Here is a 16,143-nt window from a genome sequence, read left to right on the forward strand (position 1 = left end):
GCGCCCCGCGCCGCCGGTTCGGCCGGTCGTGCCTCCTGCCGCCTCCCCCGTGTCCGGCCCATCGTGCACCGGCCCGCTAAAGCCGCGATAAAGCGAGCGGGCCGCCGGCCGGCTACGACACGTCGTCCAGGCCGCTCTCGTCCCGGCCCAGCAGCTCCGCGGCCAGCGAGGAACGGCGCTTGACCTTCAGCTTGCGGTAGATGCGGGTGAGGTGCTGCTCGACGGTGCTGACCGTGATGTACAGCCGCCCGGAGATCTGCTTGTTGGTGTAGCCGTGCGCGGCCAGCATCGCCACCCGCCGTTCGGCGTCGGTGAGCTCGTCGAGGCAACGCTCCGCCGGGGACCCCCGCGGCACCAGCACCGTGGGCTCGGCCGGAGCGGTCGGCTCGGCCACCTTCTCGACCGGCGCGGCCTCGGCCCGGCCGGAGCCGCCGCGCAGCAACTGCAGACCGATGGGTTCCGCGCCGCACTCCTCGGCCAGTTGCGCGGCCCGCCGGATCCGCAGCCGGCCGCGGGCGCCGTCGCCGGCGGCCCGCAACGCGTGCCCCTGGTCGGCGAGCGCGCACGCCAGCTCCAGCCGGTCGCCCGCACCCTCCAACAGGTCGGCGGCCTCGGACAGCAGCGGCCCGCGCTGGTGGGCCGGCAGCGTGGCGGCCAGCAGCCGCATCGCGACGCCCCGGGTACGCGCGTGGTGCCGGGCCGCCTCGTCCGGCCGGCGGTCGTCGAGCCGGTCCAACTGGGCGCGGACCAGTTCGGCCGCGGCGGCCCGCTGGCCCAGGTGCAGTTCGACGCGGGCGAGTTCGAGCCGCCACGGCACCAGGCCGTCGGTGTCCATGCCCCACCGGGTCATCAGGCTGCCGCACAGCCGCAGCTCGTTGGCGGCGGTGCGGGCCCGCCCGGTCGCCAGGTGGTGGCGGGCGGCAGCCTGTAGATATGGCAGGCCGAACGGGGTGCGGAACATCGCCTCCGGCACCGGCCGGGCCAGGTGCTTCTCCGCGTCGTCGAGCCGGCCCGCGGTCGTGGCGGCGTAGACGAGCGTGGCCAGGGGCACGCCGACGGCGACGCCCCACCCGTGCGGCGACACGCCGGTGAGCGCCGCGCTCGCGTGGTGCGCGGCCCCGGTCAGCGAGCCGGTCCGCAGCAGTGCCTCGGCCCGCAGCGCGTGGAGGACCGCCGTCCAGGTCGGCCGGTGCGCGACCGCGTCGTCGGTGGCCAGCTCGTCGAGCCATCCGAGGCTGCTGGCCGGGCAGCCCGCGTAGGTGAGCGCGGCCACCGCCGGGGCGAGTACGGCCGGGTCGACCGACGTCGGGCGGTAGCGGCTCAGCAGCAGATCGGCGGCCTGTGCGGCCTCCGCCGCCCGCCCGGGCTCCAGCGCCGTGCCGAGCGCCCCGATCGCGTCGAGGCAGGGGTGGACCGCCGACTCGGCCAGCCCGGGTTCACCCGGCCGGTCCGGATCGCCCGATCCGGGGCGCATCAGCGCGAGGAGCATCTCCGCGATGCGGATCCGCGCCGGTGACGCGGTGTCCGGCCGGCGAAGCCGCAACGCCTCCGTGGCGTCCTCGACGCGCCCCTGCCACAGCAGGTAAGGGACGGCGCTCGCGGCCTCCGAGGCCGGGGCGCCGCGGCGCAGGCGCAGCACGATCTCGTCGAGTTGCGGCGCCGCCGACCGCGGATTGAGCTGCCAACGGGCGTGCAGCAGCATCATCCGCGCGGCGGCGCGCTGCCGTGGGTCGAGCGGCCCGCGCTGGGCCAGGTGGAGATAGACGTTCGCCCGGTCGGCCCGCCCCCGCGACAGCTCGTGCTCGGCCGCCTCGTGCAGGGAGGAGACCGCCCAGCTCGCGCCGGCCCAGCCGGCCGAAACGAGTTGCCCGGCCACCGCGTCGGGGGAGGCGCTGTGCGCGAACAGGGCGGTGGCCGCCCGGCGGTGCAGGTCCCGCCGCTGTTCGTCCGGGACGGCCGCGAGGATCCGCTCGCTGATCCGCCGATGACGCAGCCGGTCGCCGTCGGCCAGGCCGGCGCTCTCCAGGACCCGCATGGCGCGGGTCACCGCCTCGGGGACGATGTCGAGCATCTGCCCGATGGTCTCCGGCGGCGCCGGCCGGCCGAGGACGGCGGCGGCGTGGGCCACGGCGCGGGTCTGCGGCTCCTGCCGGTAGAGGCAGGAGAGCACCGCCTGGTCGAAGGTGTGGCCGGCGACGCCGGGCGTCCGGGTGTGCTCGGCCAGCCAGTCGTCGACGAACGCGCGGGCGAGCAGGGGACTGCCGCCGGTGGTCCGGTGCGCCTCGCCGGCGATCTCGTGCGCGGTGACCGGGTCGGTGTGCTCGGCGATCAGCTCGGCCAGTCCCTTTTCCGACAACGGAGGCAGTGCTATCCGGCAGAGGTGCGGTGAGCTGAGCAGCTCGGCGCGGAACTCGGGGCGCGTGGGCACGGCCTGGGGAGATTCGGCGAGCACCAGCATGATCGGGGCACGACGGATGCGTCGTGCCAGGTGCGTGAGGCAGAACAGGGACATCGCGTCGACCTCGTGCAGTCCGTCGATCACGATGCAGAGCGGCGCGACGCCGGCCAGGGCGAACAGCGCGGCGACGACGGCGCCGAGCAGCGCGGTCAGCGCGGGACCGTTCGCGGCGTGTGGGTCGAGCGGGTCGGTCCCGCCGGTGGGCGGGCGCGAGGTGACGGCGAGGATCATCCGGCGGACGCGGTCCGTGACCGCGTCCGGGACGGCGGCATGCTCGAAGAGTTGGGCGATCGACGCGAGCGGGGTGCCGCGTCCGGTGAACGAACCGTCCGTGCTCAGCGTGCGTCCGCCGGCGGAGTGGACCTCGTCCGCGAACGCCTCCAGCAGGGCCGTCTTGCCGCTGCCGGCCCCACCGGTGACGAGCACCACCTGACCTCGTCCGGCGCGCGCGTCACGCCACGCGCCGGACACCGTACTCAGCTGTTCCTGTCGCTCCACAAGTGGCATCGAGCGAGCTTCCCTCCCCCCGAGGGCGCAGGCCGTGTTCTCTGCGCAGGCATGGTCGATCACGTCCGGGACATCGTTCGTTCGCGCGTGGCAGCCTCCGGTGTGGACGCCGGGACCGTCGACGATCCGTTCGGTCCGGGCGGACCGCGGGCCCGGGCGGCCGATGCGGGAAACATGCCGAGTGTTCCAAGGTGTCGTCGCGCTGCGCAACGACGGATCACCCCACTGTTTCCGACCCGCCCCCCGGGATGGAGTCCCGTTGTGGCCCCTAGGGGTTGACCGGCGGCGAGGCGATGGATATGGAGGTGCCCGTGGCTAGTCGGTGTCGGTGGCGTTCGTGGCGAGCAGCCGGGCCGCGAGCTCGCCCCGCCCGCTCACCGACAACTTCCGGTAGATCCGGGTGAGCTGCTGCTCCACCGTGCTGGTGGTCAGGAAGAGGCGGCCCGCGATCTCACGGTTGGTGTGCCCCTGCGCGGTCAGGGTGGCCACCCGCACCTCGTCGGCGGTCAATCCGCGTACCGCCTCCGGCAGCGGGGTGGCCGTCCAGGTCGGCTCGCCGGGCGCCCCGCGGCCGGCGGAATAGGGGTCGAGGCTCCACTGCTCGACCACCCGCTCCGCCCGGCGGGCGGCGCGGCCGGCCCGCCTGTGGTCCTCGGTGAGACGCAGGACGCCGGCCAACTCGTGAAGCGCCCGCGCCAGCTCGATCCGGTCGCTCGACACCTCCAGGGCCCGGATCGCGTCCTCGAGCGTGGCCGCGCGATCGGGCAGGCCGACACAGCCGGCGAGGGTACGCAGGGCGGCGCCGCGTTCGGCCGGATGCCCGGCGCCGAGCCGGTCGAGCTGCTCCCGGACCAGGTGTTCGGCGGCGCTCCGGCGGCCCAGCCTGAGCAGCGCGCGGGCGGCCTCGGTCCGCCACGGCACCAGTGCGGGCAGGTCGTAACCCCAGCGGCGCATGAGCTCGCCGCACCGCCGGAAGTCGCGCAGCGCGAACCGGTCCGCGCCGCCGGCCATCGCGTGGACGCCCCGGGCCCGGAGATGGAACAACCCGAACACGCTGTCGAACATCACCGTGGGCACCGGGGTGCGGAGCCGAACGGCTGCCTCGTCGAGCTGCCCCAGGTCGGTGAGCGCCCGCACCGCCACGGCGAGCGGAAGACCGATGGCGACCCCCCAGGCCGGCGCGGAGAGCCCCTGCAACGCCTCGTCCGCGAGGTGGTAGGCGGTCCGGGGGTCACTGCGGCGCAGCGCGATCTCGGCCCGGATCGCGGTGAGCAGCGACGCCGACAACCGGTCGAGCGCGGGACCGGCGAGCAGCGCCCCGCACCAGGCGTCGGCCCGGTCCAACCGGTCGGCGAACACGAGCGTGGCCAGCGGCCAGACCAGGGTCCAGTACACCGGCTCCCGCGCCCCGCGCGCCCCCAGCGCGTGCTCGGCCGCGTCGACGACGCCGTTGTCCCCGCCCCGGCGTACCGCGGTTTCCAGACCGGCGATGCCGGCCAGGCGCGTACGCAGCGTGGCCGCCCCGGCCCGGTCGAGCGGCGGGCGGTGCGGTCCGTCCCGCTGTGCCGCCGCGAGCTCCGGGAACAGCAGGTCGATCCAGCGGCCGGACAGGTGGAGATCGGCCGCGTCGCCCGGGTGGGTGCCGGTCGCGTGGTGCCACACCTCGCTCGCCTCGGTGACCCGGCCGAACCACAGCAGGTGGCGGATCGGCTCGATGGACCGGGCCCGGTCGAGGCCGGCGGTGCGGACCGCGGCCGGGACACCGGCCAACTGCCGCAGCCCGGCGTCCGGGTCGAACCGTAGCTGGAGGTCGGTGAGAGCGATCCGGATGCGGGCCTGCTGGGCCTCGTCGTCGCAGTGCCAAGCGGCGTGCCGGAGCCAGCGCTGGGCGAGTTCGGGCTCCGTGTCGGACAGTTGGGCCGCCGCGTCGAGCAGGCTCTGGGCCATCCACGGCTCGGCGGCCGGGTCGGTGGCGAGCAGGTGGGGCGCGATGGCGGTGGCCGGCGCACCCGCGCGGTGCAGGGCGGCGGCGACCCGTCCGTGCAGATCGGCCCGGGCCCGGTCGGGCAGCCCGTCGAGCACCGCCCGCGCCAGCGCGGAATCGCCGAGATCCCCGTCGGTGACCAGACCGGCCGTGGTCCCGGGCCGCAGGGCCGGCAGCGTCGACGCCGCGCCCGGACCGAGCACGTCGGCGAGGGCGGCGCGGGAGAGCCCGCCACCGGCGACGGCAAGCACGCGGACCGGGTCGAGCACGTCGGGCTCGCACCGGTGGAGGCAGGCGAGCACCGCGTCGCGGAACGCCGCGCCGGCGACCAGCCGGCTGGTCGCGTCCGACCGGCCGAAGGAGTCGTCCAGCAGGGCCCGCACCAGCAACGGGTTGCCGCCGGTGACCCGGTGGCACTCGGCGCCGAGCTGACGCGCCAGCTCGGCGCCGCAACGGTCGGCGAGAACCTCGGCGACGCCGGACTCGGACAGCATGGCGAGGGTCGTCCGGCGGACCCGGGCCGGGCGCAGCAGAGCGGTGAGCGCCGGTGGGCGCGGGCCGACCCGTTCCGCCTCCGCCGCCACCAGCCGGACCAGCGCCGGCTGCGGGTCCCGCATCAGGTGGGACAGGCAGCGCAGGGACGCCGCGTCGGCGTGGTGGACGTCGTCGACCACGATGACAAGCGGCACGCCGTCGGCGGGACGCGGGGGAGCCTGGTCGAGAAGGCGACAGATCTGCCGTACGGTCTCGTCCGTCTCGTCGTCGGTGGTCAGCTCGTACGCCGCGGCCAGCCGCTCGGCGATCTCCCGGCCGGTCCGGGCGGGCAGCGGCAGGTCGGGGCAGAGCTGCCGGAACACGTCGAAGGGCGGGACGCCCGGCCCGGGCGACGCCCCGGCGACCGCGATGCGTGCACCGTGCCGGGTCGCCTGCCGGGCGAACGTGTCCAACAGCCGGGTCTTGCCGGAGGCGACCGGCCCGTTCACGACCACCATGTCGGGACCGAGATCATCGGAAAACATTCGCTCGAGCAGTGCGAGCTGCTCGTCGCGTTCCACCAACCGCACCAGTCGGTCCCCTCACGTCACGTCCCGGGGTCTCGACGATCGGTCCACGGAATGGTGAAACCCGGGCGACCACCAGAACGGCGACATCACGGTAATCCCCAGGCGAGCCGGTCACAACCCGGACACGCGCGCACCGGGGTCGATCGGGTCCGCGGCTGAAGGGCAGCTTTAGCGATACGTTGGCCGGAACGCCCACGCTGCGGTGGTGACAGGGACAGAACAACGCGGTGCGGCAGTCATGACGGTCGCCGAGGCGCCGACGCCGGAGAGTGTGCGTGCCGCGGCCCGGCGGCTGGCCGCCCGCGTCGTGACCACCCCGGTGGTACGGGACGACGAACTGGACCGGCTCGCCGGCGCCCGGCTGTGGCTCAAGGCCGAGTGCCTGCAGATCGGCGGCTCGTTCAAGATGCGCGGGGCGCTGCTCGCGGTCGGGCGGCTGGCCGGCGCCGGCACCGCCGGGGTGCTGGCGCAGAGCACCGGCAACCACGCGATCGCGGTCGCCCGGGCCGCGCGGGAGGTGGGCGTGCCGGCGACCGTGGTGCTGCCGACCGACATCGCCCCCGGCAAGCTGCGCCGGATCCGCGCGGCGGGCGCCGAGGTGGTGCTTGCCGGCACCACGCTCGCCGAGCGTCTCGCGGTGCTGGCCGAGGTGCGGCGCACGCGCGGGCTGGACGTCGTCGACCCCTACGAGGATCCCGACGTCGTCGCGGGTCAGGGCAGTGCCACGGCCGAGATGCTGGCGCAGGTACGCGCCGCGGGTGGCCGCCTGGACGCGATCGTGCTGCCGGTCGGCGGTGGCAGCGCGGTCGCCGGAGGTTGTCTCGCCGCCGAGGGCGAGGACGTGCGGGTGGTAGCGGCCGAGCCGGCGGCGGTGCCGGCCCTGACCGAGGCGCTGCGGGCGGGGCGCCCGGTGACCGTCCGGACGCGACCGACGATCGCGGACGGCCTCCGGCCGGACCGCATCGGGCAGTTGCCCTTCGCCCTCGCCCGGGGCCGGGTCGCGGACGTGGTCACCGTCGAGGAGGCGGAGATCGCGTCCGCGCTGTGTGCGGTCCTGATGCATGCCCGCCTGCTGGTCGAGCCGGCGGCGGCCACCGCCCTGGCCGCCGCGCTGCGGCTGTCGTCCCGCCCCGGCGACCGGTGTCGGGACATCGGCGTGCTGCTCAGCGGCGGGAACGTCGACAGTGGCGTGGTCACCCGCCTGCTGGCCGGTCACCAGGGTTGAGACGGGGTGCCCGGCCGGACCGGGCACCCCGGTCACTCCGCGGCTCTGGTCTGCATCGTCCAGCGGAAGATCGGCACGCCGGTCTCGGTGAACTCGTCCATCCGCTCGAAGTGCTCCCACGCGTTGTAGAACATGACTTTCACCTTGTTCTCGGCCATGAGCACCTGCGGATTCCGTAGGTTGTCCGGCAGGTAGCCGGGGCCGCCTTCCAGGCGGCATTCCTCGTAGCGGACATCGGTCATGATTCGACACCTCCATAGTGCCGCGCCGAATTCGTGGCGCTTCTCACGCTAAGGCGGCGCGGAAATGGCTGTCAACCCTCAGGAAAACCGTTTCGGCGCATGGCGGTCCACTTAAGCGTCGTATTAGTGACGGGAAAGAAGGATGCCGGACAATCGCTTTCGCGACCTGGGTTCGCGGATATCCCGTCGGTTGCGGGCCCGCGGGCGCACATGGGCGTTCGGTGTCGTCGTCCGCCTCGAACTGCTGTTGTGCCCGCGCGGCGGGCGGTCCGGCCGGTTCGGCCCGATCAGCGGGAACCCGGCGGAACGCGACCTGCCCGAGCGGCCGTTGACGGCGGACGAGCACCGCGCCTGGCTGCGGCTGGCCGCCGCCCTGCAAACCAACGACGAGGCCGGATGAGCCCGACCCCTGCGACCCCGCCGGCATAGGGGGCAGGTTAGGGGTGTCGAGCCCGTTCGGCGCGATAATACGATCAGCTTCGGCCACTGGACCGACGATTGGTAATCGCAATGGACGATGTCGCCGCGGCAATTCCGCCCGCATTCCCGATGCCTCGCACCTGCCCGGTCGATCCGCCCGCCGGCTATGCGAAAATTGCCGCCGAGCAGCCGATCTCGAAGGTGACGCTCCCGACCGGCAGGACCGCCTGGCTCATTCTGGGTCACGATTACCTGCGCCAGATCCTGGCCGATTCCCGGGTCAGCGTGAACCGCCTCGATCCGGCCTACCCGCACCTCGTCGAGATGGACGGGCAGGCGATGGGCGCCATCTCGCTCGTCAGCAAGTCCCTGGTGGGGCTCGACCCGCCGGAGCACACCGTGCACCGGCGGATGCTGATCAACGAGTTCACCGTCAAGAAGCTCGCCGCGATGCGTCCCCGCATCCAGGCGATCGTCGACGAGTGCATCGACAACCTGCTCAAGCAGGAGCAGCCGGCCGACCTGGTGACCGCCCTGTCCCTGCCGGTGCCGTCGCTCGTCATCTGTGACCTGCTCGGCGTGCCCTACACCGACCACGGGTTCTTCCAGGAGCGCACGCTCGTCGCGTTCAACCGCAAGTCCACCCAGATGGAGCGGATGCAGGCCGGCGCCGGCCTGCTGATGTACATGGACAAGCTGGTCACCGGCAAGGAGGCCGCGCCGAGCGACGAGGATCTGATCGGCCGGTTGATCACCAAGTACCGCGAGGCCGGCAACTACGACCACGCGCACCTGGTGGGGCTGTCGATGCTGCTGCTGATGGCGGGCTTCGAGACCACCGCCAACATGATCTCGCTGGGCACGCTCTCCTTCATCCAGAACCCGGACCAGTTGGCGAAGCTCACCGACGACGGCACCCTCGCGGTCCGCGCCGTGGACGAGCTGCTGCGCTACCTGAGCATCGTGGACGTGTCCGGCGGGTCCCGGGTGGCGCTCGACGACATCGAGATCGGTGGCGTGACCATCCGCAAGGGCGACGGCATCATCGCCCTGCTCAGCGGCGCGAACCGGGATCCCGGCCACTACGAGCGTCCGGACACGTTCGACATCGATCGGGGCGCCAAGTCGCACGTCGCCTTCGGCTACGGCATCCACCAGTGCCTGGGCCAGAACCTCGCCCGCCTGGAGCTGGAGATCGTCTACCGGACGCTCTTCGAGCGGGTGCCCACGCTGCGCCTCGCCGTGCCGGTGTCGGAGCTGCCGCTGAAGGACGAGGCCAGCATCTACGGGCTGGCCGAGATGCCGGTGTCCTGGTAGGGCGGCGCCGACATGAGGATCACCGCGGACCGGGAGGCATGTGTCGGCGCGGGGCAGTGTGTGCTCTCCGCCGACACGGTCTTCGACCAGGACGAGGACGACGGTCGCGTGCTGCTGCTCCGTGAGCGGCCCGACGACGACATCGCCGGGGTGGAGCAGGCGGTGCTGCTCTGCCCCTCGCAGGCGCTCACCCTCACCGACGACTGACCACACACCCCCCTCCACGCGTGCCCCCGGCCTTCGGGCCGGGGGCACGCGGCCTTTCCCTGTGGCAGGCGGTCATAAGCCGGCGGGCACGGCAGGCGGTCCACCGCCTGCCGTGCCCGCCGTCGGTCGATCAGGCGCCGAGTTCCCCGTCCAGCATCGCGAAGAGTTCGTCGTCGCTGGCGACCGAGAGGTCCTCCGCCGCGTCCGGCTCGGCGGCCGTGGGGGTGTGCCTCTCGGTCCACTTCCAGAGCAGGCCACGCAGCCGTTCCTCGATGCGCCGCTCGGCCCCCTCGCCCGGCTCCAGCGCCATGATCCGCGCCTCCAGCCGGCCGATCTCGGCGAGCACCGCGGTCGCCGCCGCGTCCTCGTCGGCCGGGGCGACGGCACCGTGCAGGAAGCCCGCAAGCGCCTCCGGCGTCGGATAGTCGAAGACCATCGTCACCGGCAGCCGCAGCCCGACCGCCGCGTTCAGGCGGTTACGCAGCTCCACCGCGGTGAGCGAGTCGAAGCCGAAGTCCTTGAACGCGCGCCCGGCGTCCACCTCGGCGGCGGAGGCGTGCCCGAGCACGGTGGCGACCTGGGTGCGGACCAGCTCCAGCAGGATCGCCCGTCCCTCGTCCCGGGAGACCGAGGCGAGTTGCCGGGCCAGAGCCGAGGCGTCCACGGTGACCCCGGCGGCGCTGCGCCGGGCCGCGCCGCGGACCAGCCCGCGCAGAATCGGTGGCGCGACGCCGGCCTCGACCTGGGCGCGCAGCGCCCGCGCGTCGACCCGGACCGGCGCCAGCACCGGCAGCGCGGACGGCCACGCGGCGGTGAACAGGTCGAGCCCGTCCGCCGTGCTCAGGGCGAGCATGCCGGTCCGTCCGAGCCGGGCCAGGTCGGCCCGGCCGAGGTGACCGGTCATGCCGCTGGCCTCGGCCCAGAGACCCCAGGCCAGCGCGAGCGCCGGCCGGCCCCGGCCGCGGCGGTGCACGGCCAGGGCGTCGAGCGCCGCGTTCGCCGCCGCGTAGTTGCCCTGACCGGGGCCGCCGAGGGTGCCGGCGGCCGAGGAGAACATGACGAACGCGTCGAGCGGCAGCCCGGCGGTCAGCTCGTGCAGGTGCCACGCGGCGTCCACCTTGGGGCGCAGCACCCGGTCGAGCTGTTCCGGCGTGAGCGCGTCCACGGTGGCGTCGTCGAGCACCCCGGCCGCGTGGACGACAGCGGTCAGCGGATGCGCCGCGGGAATCCCGGCCACCAGCGCGGCCAGGGACTCGCGGTCGGCGAGGTCGCAGGCGGCGATCGTCACGTCGGCGCCGGCCGCGGTCAGCTCGTCGCGCAACGTCTCCGCGCCCGCCGCGTCCGGCCCGCGCCGGCTGGTGAGCAGCAGGTGCCGGGCGCCGTGCTCGTCGACCAGCCGGCGGGCCACCAGGCCGCCGAGCACGCCGGTGCCGCCCGTGACCAGCACCGTGCCGTCCGGGTCGAGCGCGGACGGCACGGTGAGCACCACCTTGCCGGTGTGCCGGGCCTGGCTCAGGTAACGGAACGCCTCGGGGGCGCGACGCACGTCCCACGCGGTCACCGGCAGCGGCCGTAGCGTGCCGTCGTCGAACAGGACCGACAACTCGTCGAGCATCTCCTTGACCCGGTCCGCGCCGCCGTCCATCAGGTCGTACGCCTGGTAGGTGACGCCGGGGTGGTCGTCGGCGATCCGTTGCGGGTCCCGGATGTCGGTCTTGCCCATCTCCAGGAACCGGCCGCCGCGCGGCAGCAGCCGCAGCGACTCCTCGACGTACTCCTTGGCCAGCGAGTTGAGCACCACGTCCACGCCCTGGCCGCCGGTCGCCGCGAGGAACGCGTCGGCGAACTCCAGGGTCCGGGACGAGGCGATGTGCGCGTCGTCCAGACCCAACGCCCGCAGGGTGTCCCACTTGCCCGGGCTGGCCGTGCCGTACACCTCGACACCCCAGTGTCTGGCGAGCTGGATCGTCGCCATGCCGACCCCGCCGGTCGCCGCGTGCAGCAGCAGCGTCTCGCCCGGCTGGATCTTCGCCAGGTCGACCAGCCCGTAGAAGGCGGTCAGGTAGACCACCGGGATGGTGGCGGCCTCGGCGAACGTGCAGTTCGGCGGCATCCGGGTGAGCAACCGGTGGTCGGTGACGGCGATCGGGCCGATGCCGGAGACCAGGCCCATCACCCGGTCGCCGGGGGTGAACTCGTCGACCCCCGGACCGGTCTCCAGCACCACCCCGGCGGCCTCGCCGCCGAGCGGCCGGCCGTCGTTGCGGACCAGGCCGAGGCTGATCAGCACGTCGCGGAAGTTGAGCCCGCCGGCCCGTACGGCGAGGCGCACCTGGCCGGGCTCCAGCGGCTGGTCCGCCTCCGGCCACGCGCGGATCAGCAGGTTGTCCGGGGTGCCACCGCCGGTGGAGTCCTCCTGCCAGTGCAGTCGCCATGCGGGGGCGTCCGGCAGCGGCAGGGCGGGCGCGGTGTCGGCGCGGGCCAGCCGGGCCACCTGCACGACGCCCTGCCGGACGGCGAGTTGCGGCTCGTCGAGCGCCAGCACACCGGCCAGCGCGGCCGTCGAGGCCGGATCCCGGTCCAGGTCGACGAGGGTCAGCCGGCCGGGGTGTTCGGACTGCGCCGAGCGCAGCAGTCCCCACGCCGCGGCGGCGGCCGGATCGACCCGGACGTCGTCACCCGGCACCGCACGCACCGCCCCGGCGGTCACCAGGACGAGTCGGGGCCGGTCCGCGGCCAGGTGCTCGCGGAGCAGGTCGAGGGCGGTACGGACGGCGGCGCGGACGCGGTCCGGCAGGTCCCCGCCCGGGATCGGCAGCGTCGCGACCGTCACCTCGGGGTCCCCGGTCGTGGCCGGCGGCAGGTGCGCGGCCAGCCCGTACGGGTCGTCGCCGTGTACCACCGCGCGCGGCGGCGTCTCCGCGCCGGACCCGGCGGCCGGCGCGGTGGCCCAGTCCAGGTGGAACAGCCAGTCGTGGTGCGGCTCGCGGGTGGTGGCGAGCGCGGCGGCGGAGACCGGCCGGACCGCGAGCGCGCCGACCCGCGCCACCGGGCCACCGGCCGGGTCGGCCAGGTCCAGCGTCACGCTGCCGGCGCCGGCCGGGCGCACCCGGACCCGCAGCCCGGTCGCGCCGGAGGCCAGCAACGCGGTGTCGGACCAGGAGAACGGCAGGAGCACCTCGCCGTCACCAACCGGGGCCGCGCCGGTGAGCCCGGCGGCGTGCAGGGCGGCGTCGAGCAGCGCGGGATGCAGGCCGAAACCGGCCGCGTCGGTGCCGTCGGGGAGCTGGGCCTCGGCGTACACCTCGTCGCCGAGCCGCCAGGCGGCGCGCAGGCCACGGAAGAGCGGGCCGTAGCCGTACCCCTGCCGGTCGAGCCGTTCGTAGTGGCCGTCGAGCGGGATCGCGGTGGCGCCCGGCGGCGGCCAGGCGCCGGTGAGCGGTCCCGGGCCGGCGTCCGGCTCGTCGCCGGGGTCGGCCGGGGCCAGCAGCCCGGCGGCGTGCAGCGTCCAGGGCCGGTCCGTGCCGTCCTCGTCGGAGTCCGGCCGGCTGTGCACGGTGACCGGGTGCCGGCCGCCGGCGTCCGCCGCCGCGACCGTGACCTGGAGGGCCAGCCCGCCGGTCACCGGCAGCACGAGCGGCGCCTGCAACGTCAGCTCCTCCACCCGGTCGCAGCCGACGCCGTCGCCGGCGTGCACGGCGAGGTCGACCAGGGCGGCGGCCGGCAGCAGGATCCGGCCGAAGACCGCGTGCTGGGCCAGCCACGGCTGGGCGTGCAGCGACAGCCGCCCGGTGAGCACCGTCGCGTCCCCGTCGGCGAGCGATACGGCGGCGCCGAGCAGCGGATGCGTGGTGGCGCTGAGGCCGGCCGAGGTGACGTCGCCGGCCCCGGACGGGGTCGGCAGCCAGAACCGGTCGCGCTGGAAGGCGTAGGTGGGCAGGTCGACGCGCGGCCCGGACGGGATCCGCCAGTCGACGGGTACGCCGCCGACGTGCGCCCGGGCCAGCGAGGCGTGGAAGCGGACGAGGTCGCCCTCGTCGCGGCGCAGGGTGCCGATGGTGAGTCCGGGCGCGGCGTCGGCCCGCTCGTCGAGCGTCTCCTGGATCGGCATGGTCAGGATCGGGTGCGGGCTGATCTCGACGAAGACCCGGTGCCCGCGCTCGTGCAGCAGCCGGGTGACGTCCGCCAGCCGGACCGTCCGGCGCAGGTTGCGGTACCAGTAGTCGGCGTCCAGGACGGCGGGCTCCGGCTCCTCGCCGTCCACGGTGGAGTAGAACGCGATCTCCGCGGGCCGTGGGGTGATGCCGGCCAGGCTGGCCAGCAGCGTCTCCCGGACCGCCTCCACGTGGTCGCAGTGCGAGGCGTAGTCCACCGGGACGGTGCGGGCGTCCACCCCGTCCGCCTGCGCGGCGGCGACGAGCGCGGCGACGGCCTCCGGGGTGCCGGCCACCACGGTGGCGGCCGGGCCGTTGACCGCGGCGATGGTCACCGCGCCGGCGGCCTCCAGCCGCGCCCGGACCAGGTCGGCGGGCAACGGGACCGAGGCCATCGCGCCGGTGCCGGCCAGCACGCCGAGGGCACGGCTGCGCAGCGCGACCACCCGGGCGGCGTCCGGCAGGCTCAGCACGCCGGCGATGTGGGCGGCGGCGATCTCCCCCTGGGAGTGTCCGACGACCGCGTCCGGCCGCACCCCGTACGACTCCCAGAGCCGGGCGAGGGCGACCATCACCGCGAACAGCGCGGGCTGCACCACGTCCACCCGGTCCAGCGACGCCGCTCCCGGCTCGTCGCGCAGCACCGGCAGCAGGTCCCAGTCGGTGTGCGGGCGCAGCGCCTCGGCGCACTCGGCGATCCGGTCCCGGAACTCGGCGCTGGCGTCGAGCAGCCCACCCGCCATGCCCACCCACTGCGAGCCCTGGCCGGGGAAGACGAAGACCACCCGGCCCGGGTCTCCGGCGGCCACGCCGGTCACCACGCCCGCCGGCGCGTCGCCCGCGGCGAGCGCGTCGAGCGCGGCCACCCGGTCGCCGGCGAGCACGACCGCCCGGTGGTCGAGTACGGCCCGGGTCGTGGCAAGCGCCGCGGCGATCCCGGCCGGGTCCAGGTCGGGCCGCTCGGCGACCAGGTCGCGCAGCCGCGCGGCCTGGGCCCGCAGGGCCGGTGCGGTCCGTGCGGAGAGCAGCCACGGCGCGGCGTCGGCGGTGGGGACCGGCGCGGTGTCGTCGCCGGTGGGCGCCTCGGTCGCCGGGGCCTCCTCGACGATGACGTGGGCGTTGGTGCCGCTGATGCCGAACGACGACACGCCGGCCCGGCGGACCCGCTCCCCGCGCGGCCACGACCGGGCCTCGGTCAGCAGCGCGACCTGCCCGGCCGTCCAGTCCACGTGCGGGCTCGGCGCGTCCACGTGCAGGGTGCGCGGGAGCATCCCGTGCCGCAGGGCCAGGACCATCTTGATGATCCCGGCGACCCCGGCCGCGGCCTGGGCGTGGCCGATGTTCGACTTGATCGAGCCGAGCCGCAACGGCCGGTCGGCGGGCCGGTCCTGGCCGTACGTGGCGAGCAGCGCCTGCGCCTCGATCGGGTCGCCGAGCGTGGTGCCGGTGCCGTGCGCCTCCACCGCGTCCACGTCGGCCGGTTCGAGGCGGGCGGCGGCAAGCGCGTCGCGGATCACCCGCCGCTGCGACGGCCCGTTCGGGGCGGTGAGCTGACTGCTGGTGCCGTCCTGGTTGACCGCGCTGCCGGAGATGACGGCGAGCACCTGGTGACCGTGGCGTTCGGCGTCCGACAGCCGCTCCAGCAGCAGCAGGCCGGCGCCCTCGCCCCAGCCGGTGCCGTCGGCGCCGGCCGCGAACGGCTTGCACCGGCCGTCCGGCGCCAGCCCCCGCTGCCGGCTGAACTCCACGAACAGCCGCGGGGTGGCCATCACCGTCACGCCGCCGGCCAGCGCGAGCGTGCACTCACCCTGGCGCAGCGACTGCACCGCGAGGTGCACCGCGACCAGCGACGACGAGCAGGCGGTGTCCACGGTCACCGCCGGGCCCTCGAAGCCGAACGTGTAGGCGATCCGGCCGGAGGCGATGCTGCCGGCGCTGCCGGTGCCGATGAAGCCCTCGAACTCCGGCGGCATCGGTTGGATCCGGGCGCCGTAGTCGTTGTACATCACGCCGGTGAAGACGCCGGTGCGGCTGCGGCGCAGCGTCAGCGGATCGATGCCACCCGCCTCGAGCGCCTCCCACGTGGTCTCCAGCAGCAGTCGCTGCTGCGGGTCGATGGTGAGGGCCTCGCGGGGGCTGATGCTGAAGAAGTCCGCGTCGAAGTCGGCGGCGTCGTGCAGGAAGCCGCCCTCGCGGGCGTAGGTGGTGCCGGTGCGCTCCGGGTCCGGGTCGTAGAGGGCGTCGGTGTCCCAGCCCCGGTCGTCGGGGAACGCCGAGATCGCGTCGGTTTCGTCGCGGAGCAGCCGCCACAGTTGCTCGGGGGTGCGCACCCCACCCGGGTAGCGGCAGCCCATCCCGACGATCGCGATGGGCTCGCGGGACCGGTCGGCCAGCCGGCTCTGTTGCCGGCGTAGCTGCTCGTTCTCCTTCAGGGATGCCCGGAGGGCCGCAACGATCTGGTCGGTCGAGGTCGTCATCGCAGCTCCAGCGTCCAGCGGTCGAAGCGGGCTGCTCCAGGTTGCCGACCTGCGCTAACGGGCGGCTTGCCGGGCGCTAAAGCTGGGT

The 16,143-nt window shown here is 74.9% G+C and carries 8 protein-coding genes; 4 read left to right on the plus strand and 4 right to left on the minus strand.

The genetic code is table 11. The annotated features are described in order from the left end of the window. Positions 1-112: 112 nt before the first annotated feature. Together O7619_RS16355 and O7619_RS16360 are read right to left on the minus strand one after the other, a co-directional pair. Positions 113-2,965, minus strand: coding sequence for a LuxR family transcriptional regulator (locus O7619_RS16355; protein ID WP_282281770.1), 2,853 nt, complete (start codon positions 2,963-2,965; stop codon positions 113-115). Positions 2,966-3,280: 315 nt separating this feature from the next. After that, entirely contained in the window at positions 3,281-6,013 is a 2,733-nt protein-coding gene (locus O7619_RS16360) for an AAA family ATPase (protein ID WP_348774321.1), read from the minus strand. A gap of 238 nt (positions 6,014-6,251) precedes the next feature. Here O7619_RS16360 and O7619_RS16365 point away from each other — a divergent pair, with 238 nt between their 5' ends. After that, on the plus strand, positions 6,252-7,238 hold the full coding sequence (locus O7619_RS16365) for a pyridoxal-phosphate dependent enzyme (protein ID WP_282281772.1): 987 nt from the start codon (positions 6,252-6,254) through the stop codon (positions 7,236-7,238). Positions 7,239-7,270: 32 nt separating this feature from the next. Here O7619_RS16365 and O7619_RS16370 read toward each other — a convergent pair whose 3' ends face one another. Further along, positions 7,271-7,480: a DUF5988 family protein gene (locus tag O7619_RS16370; RefSeq protein ID WP_282281773.1), complete on the minus strand. Its 210-nt coding sequence runs from the start codon at positions 7,478-7,480 to the stop codon at positions 7,271-7,273. A gap of 142 nt (positions 7,481-7,622) precedes the next feature. On the opposite strand from O7619_RS16370, the gene O7619_RS16375 reads away from it, so the two are divergent. From O7619_RS16375 to O7619_RS16385, 3 genes are all read left to right on the plus strand, one after another. Beyond that, positions 7,623-7,880 carry a hypothetical protein gene (locus O7619_RS16375; RefSeq protein WP_282281774.1) on the plus strand — a complete coding sequence of 86 codons (258 nt, stop codon included), beginning with the start codon at positions 7,623-7,625 and terminating at the stop codon, positions 7,878-7,880. A gap of 221 nt (positions 7,881-8,101) precedes the next feature. Next, the gene (locus O7619_RS16380; protein ID WP_282281775.1) at positions 8,102-9,217 is read left to right on the plus strand and encodes a cytochrome P450; all 1,116 of its coding nucleotides are present in this window, start codon (positions 8,102-8,104) and stop codon (positions 9,215-9,217) included. A gap of 12 nt (positions 9,218-9,229) precedes the next feature. Continuing rightward, entirely contained in the window at positions 9,230-9,424 is a 195-nt protein-coding gene (locus O7619_RS16385) for a ferredoxin (protein WP_282281776.1), read from the plus strand. Between the two features lie 130 nt (positions 9,425-9,554). Here O7619_RS16385 and O7619_RS16390 read toward each other — a convergent pair whose 3' ends face one another. Further along, complete coding sequence (locus O7619_RS16390) at positions 9,555-16,055, minus strand: type I polyketide synthase (protein ID WP_282281777.1); 6,501 nt, start codon at positions 16,053-16,055, stop codon at positions 9,555-9,557. Positions 16,056-16,143 lie beyond the last annotated feature (88 nt).

It is taken from the genome of Micromonospora sp. WMMD998 (assembly GCF_029581235.1).
GTDB lineage: Bacteria > Actinomycetota > Actinomycetes > Mycobacteriales > Micromonosporaceae > Micromonospora.